8 protein-coding genes are annotated in these 6045 nt (G+C 70.1%); 1 reads left to right on the forward strand and 7 read right to left on the reverse strand.

The genetic code is table 11. From position 1 onward, the window contains the following. Positions 1-6 precede the first annotated feature (6 nt). Genes QQK43_RS01280 through QQK43_RS01295 form a run of 4 tightly spaced genes read right to left on the reverse strand, consistent with a single transcriptional unit; the run spans position 7 to position 2416 of the window. Positions 7-735, reverse strand: coding sequence for an amino acid ABC transporter ATP-binding protein (locus tag QQK43_RS01280; protein WP_284306319.1), 729 nt, complete (start codon positions 733-735; stop codon positions 7-9). A gap of 45 nt (positions 736-780) precedes the next feature. Further along, positions 781-1452, reverse strand: coding sequence for an amino acid ABC transporter permease (locus QQK43_RS01285; protein WP_284306300.1), 672 nt, complete (start codon positions 1450-1452; stop codon positions 781-783). 33 nt (positions 1453-1485) lie between these two features. Then, complete coding sequence (locus tag QQK43_RS01290) at positions 1486-2175, reverse strand: amino acid ABC transporter permease (RefSeq protein ID WP_284306301.1); 690 nt, start codon at positions 2173-2175, stop codon at positions 1486-1488. A 13-nt stretch (positions 2176-2188) separates the two neighbouring features. Next, the gene (locus QQK43_RS01295) at positions 2189-2416 is read right to left on the reverse strand and encodes a hypothetical protein (protein WP_284306302.1); all 228 of its coding nucleotides are present in this window, start codon (positions 2414-2416) and stop codon (positions 2189-2191) included. Between QQK43_RS01295 and QQK43_RS01300 the strand changes: the two genes are divergently transcribed. Then, on the forward strand, positions 2397-3425 hold the full coding sequence (locus tag QQK43_RS01300) for a LacI family DNA-binding transcriptional regulator (RefSeq protein ID WP_284306303.1): 1029 nt from the start codon (positions 2397-2399) through the stop codon (positions 3423-3425). The two genes, QQK43_RS01295 and QQK43_RS01300, sit on opposite strands and share 20 nt — an antisense overlap. Positions 3426-3462: 37 nt before the next feature. Here the strand turns inward: QQK43_RS01300 and QQK43_RS01305 are convergent, their stop codons facing one another. The 3 genes from QQK43_RS01305 to QQK43_RS01315 all read right to left on the reverse strand — a co-directional run. Then, a complete protein-coding gene (locus QQK43_RS01305) occupies positions 3463-3804 on the reverse strand; it encodes an Mpo1-like protein (protein ID WP_284306305.1) in 342 nt (113 codons plus the stop codon). 119 nt (positions 3805-3923) lie between these two features. Further along, a complete protein-coding gene (locus tag QQK43_RS01310; protein ID WP_284306307.1) occupies positions 3924-5027 on the reverse strand; it encodes a lipocalin-like domain-containing protein in 1104 nt (367 codons plus the stop codon). Then, positions 5027-6045: ABC transporter permease (locus tag QQK43_RS01315; RefSeq protein ID WP_284306309.1), on the reverse strand; the 1019-nt coding region annotated here is incomplete at its 5' end. The genes QQK43_RS01310 and QQK43_RS01315, both read right to left, overlap by 1 nt.

Genomic DNA, 6045 nt, shown 5'->3' on the forward strand with positions numbered 1-6045 from the left:
GCCGGATCACAGCCCGTGCGACAGGAAGTCGCGCAGCTCGGGCGTTTGCGGGTTCTTCAGCATGGCGCCGGGGCCGGTCTCCCAGACCTTGCCCGCGTGCATGTAGATGATGGTGTCGGCCACGCGGGCGGCGAATTCCATTTCGTGCGTGACCAGCACCATGGTCATGCCGCCTTCGGCGAGCTGCTCGATCACGCGCAGCACCTCGCCGGTGAGCTGGGGGTCCAGTGCGGAAGTGACCTCGTCGAACAGCATCACCTGCGGCTCCATGGCCAGCGATCGCGCGATCGCCACGCGCTGCTGCTGGCCGCCCGAGAGCTGTTCGGGATAGGCCTGGGCCTTGTCGGCCAGACCGACCTGCCTGAGCGTGCGTTCGGCGATGGCGCGCGCGTCGGCGCTGGACAGGCCCTTGACCGCCTTGGGTGCGAGCGTGATGTTCTGCTCCACCGTCAGGTGCGGAAACAGGTTGTAGCTCTGGAACACGATGCCCACGTCCTGGCGCAGCCGGCGCAGGTCCACGTCGGGCGCGTGCACCGCGTGGCCGCAGACCTGGATGGTGCCACTGTCGATGGTTTCCAGCCGGTCGATGCAGCGCAGCGCCGTGCTCTTGCCCGAACCGCTCTGGCCGATGATGGCCACCACCTGGCCCTTGGGGATGGCGAAGGACACGCCCTTGAGCACCGGGTTGCTGCCGAAGCGCTTGTGCACGTCCTGGAGTTCGACGACCGCGTTCATGGAGGGGGTTGCTTTCATGTCTCGGAAACCTTGTTCTGCGGTGTCTCAGGCCTGGCCGGCAGCACGCTGGCCGAAGTGCAGGCGTGCTTCCAGGCGCCGGCTCCAGACCGACAGCGGGTAGCACATCGCGAAGTAGACGGCCGCGATGATCAGGTAGACCAGGAAGGGCTGGAAGGTGGAGTTGTTGATGAGCTGGCCGGCGCGCACCAGCTCGACGAAGCCGACGATGGAGGCCAGCGAGGTGTTCTTGACGATCTGCACCATAAAGCCCACCGTGGGCGGTGTGGCGATGCGCAGCGCCTGCGGCAGCACCACCAGCCGCATGCGTTGCCAGCGCGAGAGCGCCAGGCACTCGGCCGCTTCCCACTGGGTGCGCGGCACCGCCTCGATGCAGCCGCGCCAGATCTCGCCCAGGTAGGCGCTGACGTAGACGATCATCGCGATGCTGGCCGCCACCAGGCCGGGCAGCTCCAGCCCCATGATGCTCAGGCCGAAGTAGCACACGAACAGCACCACCAGCAGCGGGGTCCCCTGGATGATCTGGATCCAGGCGATGGTGAGCCAGCGCAGCGGCTTGAAGGAGCTGATCCGGCACAGCGCGATCACCCCGCCGGCCAGGCCGCCGCCGACAAAAGCGATCAGCGACAGGCAGACCGTCCACAGCGCGCCCACCGCCAGAAACTGCAGGTGGTAGAGATTCAGGCCGCCATCAACCATGGAAGGCCTCCGCAAGGCAAAGCAACAGCGTGTTCATCGGGTGCCTCCCGTGCCGAGACGGCGACGGCGGGTGAAGACCGCCATGCCGAACAGCCACAGGCCGGCGCGCATCAGCAGCGACAGCGCCAGGTAGGCCACGGCCACCAGGATGTAGGCCTCGAACGGGCGGAAGGTGTCGGACTGCACGCGGGCCGCAGCCGCGGTGAGCTCTTCCACCGAAATCTGCGAAGTGATCGAGGTGGCCAGCATCAGCAGCACGAACTGGCTGGTCAGTGCCGGGTAGACCTTCTCCATGGCCGGGCGCAGGATCACGTGCCAGTACACCTGCCGGCGCGTCAGCCCCAGGCATTCGGCGGCTTCGAGCTGGCCCTTGTGGATGGCGTCCATGCCCGCGCGCATGATTTCGCACGAGTACGCGGCCACGTTGATCACCATGGCCAGCAGCGCGGCCGTGAAGGCCGGCACCTTCCAGCCCAGGCTGGACAGGCCGAAAAACACCAGAAAGACCTGCACCAGCAACGGCGTGTTGCGGATCACTTCCACGTAGGCGCCGCACAGCGCCGACAACCAGCGCACCGGCCCACGCCGGCCGATGGCCAGCAGCGTGCCCATGATGAAACCGATCACGGTGGCCGGCACCGAAAGCTGGATGGTCAGCCAGGCGCCGTCCAGAAACTGCGGCCAGGCGGCCAGCACGCTGGCGAAATCGAATTCGTAATCCACGCGCGGGGTCCGTTCAGCCGGCGCAGCGGCGGTTCAAGGGGCGCAGCCCCAGGGGGAAAAACGGCATGCCTGTCTCCGGGTACCGGGCCGGCAGGGCGGCTGGTACAAGATGTGTTGTTTGATCAAATTTGATGTGTACATCCATCAAACGTGAGGGAATAATAACTGCCGGCATCGCCAGATTGCCAGTTTCTTGATTGATGTTTTTTGATGGTTTTTTGATGGCAAAGCCTGCCCGCATTCCCGACATTGCCCAGCTGGCCGGTGTTTCCACGGCCACGGTGGACCGCGTGCTCAACCGCCGTCCTGGCGTGCGCCGGGCCACGGTCGAGCGTGTGCTGCAGGCCGCCGAGCGCCTGCAGTACCTGCCCGACGCCGACCTGCACCACGCGCTGCAGCCCGCACCCATGCAACTGGTGTTTCTGCTGCCGGCGGGCCACAACCGGTTCCTGCGCATGCTCGGCGACACCATCGGCTATTCCGAGGCGCACTGGTCGCCCTACAACGTGCGCTGCCGGGTCGAATGGGTCGAGGGGTTCAATCCCGAGGTGCTGGCCCAGGCGCTGCTGCGCCACGGCGCCAAGGCCGACGGCGTGGCCTTCATGGCGCTGGAGCACCCGCTGGTGCGCGATGCGGTGGACGCGCTGGCCGCACGCGGCGTGCCGGCCGTGACCCTGATTTCCGACATCTCGGGCTCGAAGCGGGCCGCCTACGTGGGCCTGGACAACCGCGCCGCCGGCCGCACTGCGGCGTACCTGATCGCGCGCTTCATCGGCGAGCGCCCGGCGCAGGTGGCCATGATCGCGGGCAGCCTGAGCTACCGCGCGCACGAGGAGCGCGAGGTGGGCTTCCTGCACCTGTTCAAGGAGTCGTTCCCGCACATCGAGGTGGTGGGCCTGCGCGAAGGGCACGACGATGCCGACCGCAATCACGAACTCACGCGCACCCTGCTGGAGCAGTACCCCGACCTGGCCGGGCTCTACAACATCGGCGGCGCATCCGACGGCGTGGGCCGCGCGCTCAAGGAGGCCGGCCGCGCGCACAAGGTGGTGTTCATCGGGCACGGCCTGTCGCCCGACACGCGAGCGCTGTTGATCGACGGCACCATGGACGCGGTGATCAGCCAGAACCCGCAGGGCGCCATGATGACCTGCGTGCGCATCTTCGCGAACCTGCGCGATGGCCGCGACGCGATGACGGGGGTGGAAGTCACGCGTGGGCAGATCATGTTCCGCGAAAACCTGCCCTGATGGGCGGGGCGCTGCGGGCGCCCGCCCGCGGGGTGGCTCAGAAGGGGATGCGGCCGGTCCAGAGATCCTTGTACATCACCCAGTCGCCCATGAAGCTGTAGAGCGGGCGCTTGAACGAGGCTGGCCGGTTCTTTTCGAAACCGAAGTGGCCCAACCAGGCGAAGCCGTAGCCGCACAGCAGCCCGGCCAGCAGCCAGCCCGGCTGGCCCGTGGCCAGCAGCAGGGCCAGGCACACCAGTGCCAGTGTCGAGCCGGCAAAGTGCAGGCGGCGGCAGGTGCGGTGGCTGTGCTCCTTCAGGTAGAAGGGGTAGAAGTCGGCGAAGCGCTGGAAGCTGCGCGGGTCGACCACCTCGGGGGCGGCACCGGTGGCGGTGTTCATGGCGGGTCTCCTGCCGTCGGCGGACGGCCGAGGGGCATCTTAGGCGGGGGGTGCCCGGCCTGGCTTTGGGGGATTTCCCGCACAGCGGTCGCGCCCGTGACGCGGCCTGGGCACGTGGGTCAGAGCACCAGCCGGCCGGCGTAGCCGGTCATCTCCAGATAACCCCGGCCGGTGCGCCGGCCTTGCGCATCGAGCAGGTCGGACAGGCCTTCCCAGTAGACGGTGCCGGTGCTGGCGCGGCTGTCGAGTTCCTGCGCGTCCACCAGGGACTGCACGGTGAAACTGCCGGCCGGCGTGTCCAGGCGCCAGGCGACCGGGTAGTCGGCGCCGGTGCGCGGGCTGGTCCAGCGGCGCCGTGGTGTCCAGGCGAGCGCGTCCGGGCCGAACACGGTGAGCACGCCCGCCGCCGTGCGCCACGAGCCACCGGCCCAGAGCGCCGAGCCGTCGGCGCGGCGCAGGCGGAAGGCGGTGAGCGCCGCACCGTCGCCGAGGTTCATGCCGATCCAGTCCCAGCCCATGGCATCGGGGTGCAGCAGCGCCTCGCTCCATTCGTGGTCCAGCCAGGCACTGCCGCGCACCGCGACCCGCGTGCCGGGCAGCCGCAGGCGGGCCTGCACCGCCAGTTGCGGGTGGCTGACGTAGAAGCTCGCCTGTGCGGGCTGCGGGCCCTTGCGCGAGAAGCCGGCATCGCCTTGCAGCAGCAGGGGCTGGCGCGGTGTGGCCTGCAGTTCGATGCCGATCTCGTCGCCGCCGATGCGGGCTTCGTAGCCACCATCGGGCCGGCGCCGCAGGTGCCAGTCGCGCAGCACCACCTCGGTGTCGGTCTCGCGGGCGAAGACGCCGCGCTCGGTGTCGGCGGGCACTTCGCCGTTCCAGCGCGCGATGCGCTGGTCGTGCCAGAGGCGGGCGCCGCCCACATCGGTGATGGCGGCGTGCGCGAACAGCAACTGGCGCGCGGCCAGCCGCCCGGGCAAGCGGGCGGCCGCGTCGACCCGGCTGCGGAAGAACGTGATCTGGAAGCCATAGAGCCGGCCGTCGCCAGCCTGCCCGTGCCCGGTGAGGTACCACCATTCGGTGCGGGTGTCGTGGTGGCTGCCGTGGTCGCGCGGAAAGGCCAGCGGGCGCGGCGCGAGCGTGCGGGTCTCGGCCCACCCCGGGCCGCTGCGCAGCCCGGGGGCGGCGGCCAGGGCGGTGGCCAGCAGGTGGCGGCGCTGGATCGGCATCACCAGTCCTCCTTGACGGCGCGCACCGCGTCGCGGCTGGCGGCGGCGCGCCCGGACAGCCAGGCCGTGACCGTGCCGGCCAGCACCACGGCCAGACACAGCGCCGCCAGCCGGGGCCAGGGCAGCGACAGGTCCATGGTCCAGTGAAAGCTCTGCGGGTTGACCACGTGCACCAGCACCAGGCTGACCACCAAGCCCAGGGCCAGGCCGGCCAGCGCGCCCAGCGTGGTCCAGGCCAGGCCTTCGAGGCCGACCACGGCGAGGATCTGCCGCCGCGTCAGCCCCAGGTGCGCGAGCAGGCCGAATTCCTTGCGCCGTGCCAGTACCTGGGCACTGAAGCTGGCGGCCACACCGAAGAGCCCGATGCCGATGGCCACCGCCTGCAGCCAGTAGGTGACGGCGAAGCTGCGGTCGAAGATGCGCAGCGAGGTGGCGCGGATCTGCGCCGCCGACGCGAAGGCCAGTGCCTCGGGCAACGCCGCGCTGGCCGCCAGGCGGGTGACGTCGGCCCGCACGGCGGCTTCGTCGGCGCCGTCGGCCAGTTGCAGCGCGAGGTCGTTGACGCGCGCATCGCCGGTCAGGCGCAGGTAGTCGGCGCGGTCGATCACCACGCTGCCGTGCTGGCGGGCGTAGTCGCGCCAGACCCCGGCGACGAAGAAACGCCGGCCCTGCAGGCGCTCGGGCGCGAACGCGGTGGCCAGCGCCGGCAGCCACTGGCCGGGCCGGGCGCTGTAGAGATCGCGGAAGGCTTCGCTCACGTACACCGGCACCGCGCCCGACCCGGGTGGCGCGCGCAGGGCTTCGCCAACCAGGGGCAGGGCCAGCGCGGTACCGGGCCCGGTGTGCAGCGGGCGCGCCAGCAGCGTCACCGGGGGCAGGGCGGGCGCCAGTTGCACAGGCACGGCACGCAGGCCGTCGGCGCGCGCCACGCCGGGCACCTGCTGCACCGCCTGCACGAAGGCGTCGGGCAGCGGTGGGCGGTCGCCCGCAGCGGTTTCGGCCAGGCGCAGGTACAGCG

This window comes from Hydrogenophaga electricum, from assembly GCF_030160815.1.
GTDB classification, from domain to species: domain Bacteria; phylum Pseudomonadota; class Gammaproteobacteria; order Burkholderiales; family Burkholderiaceae_C; genus Hydrogenophaga; species Hydrogenophaga electricum.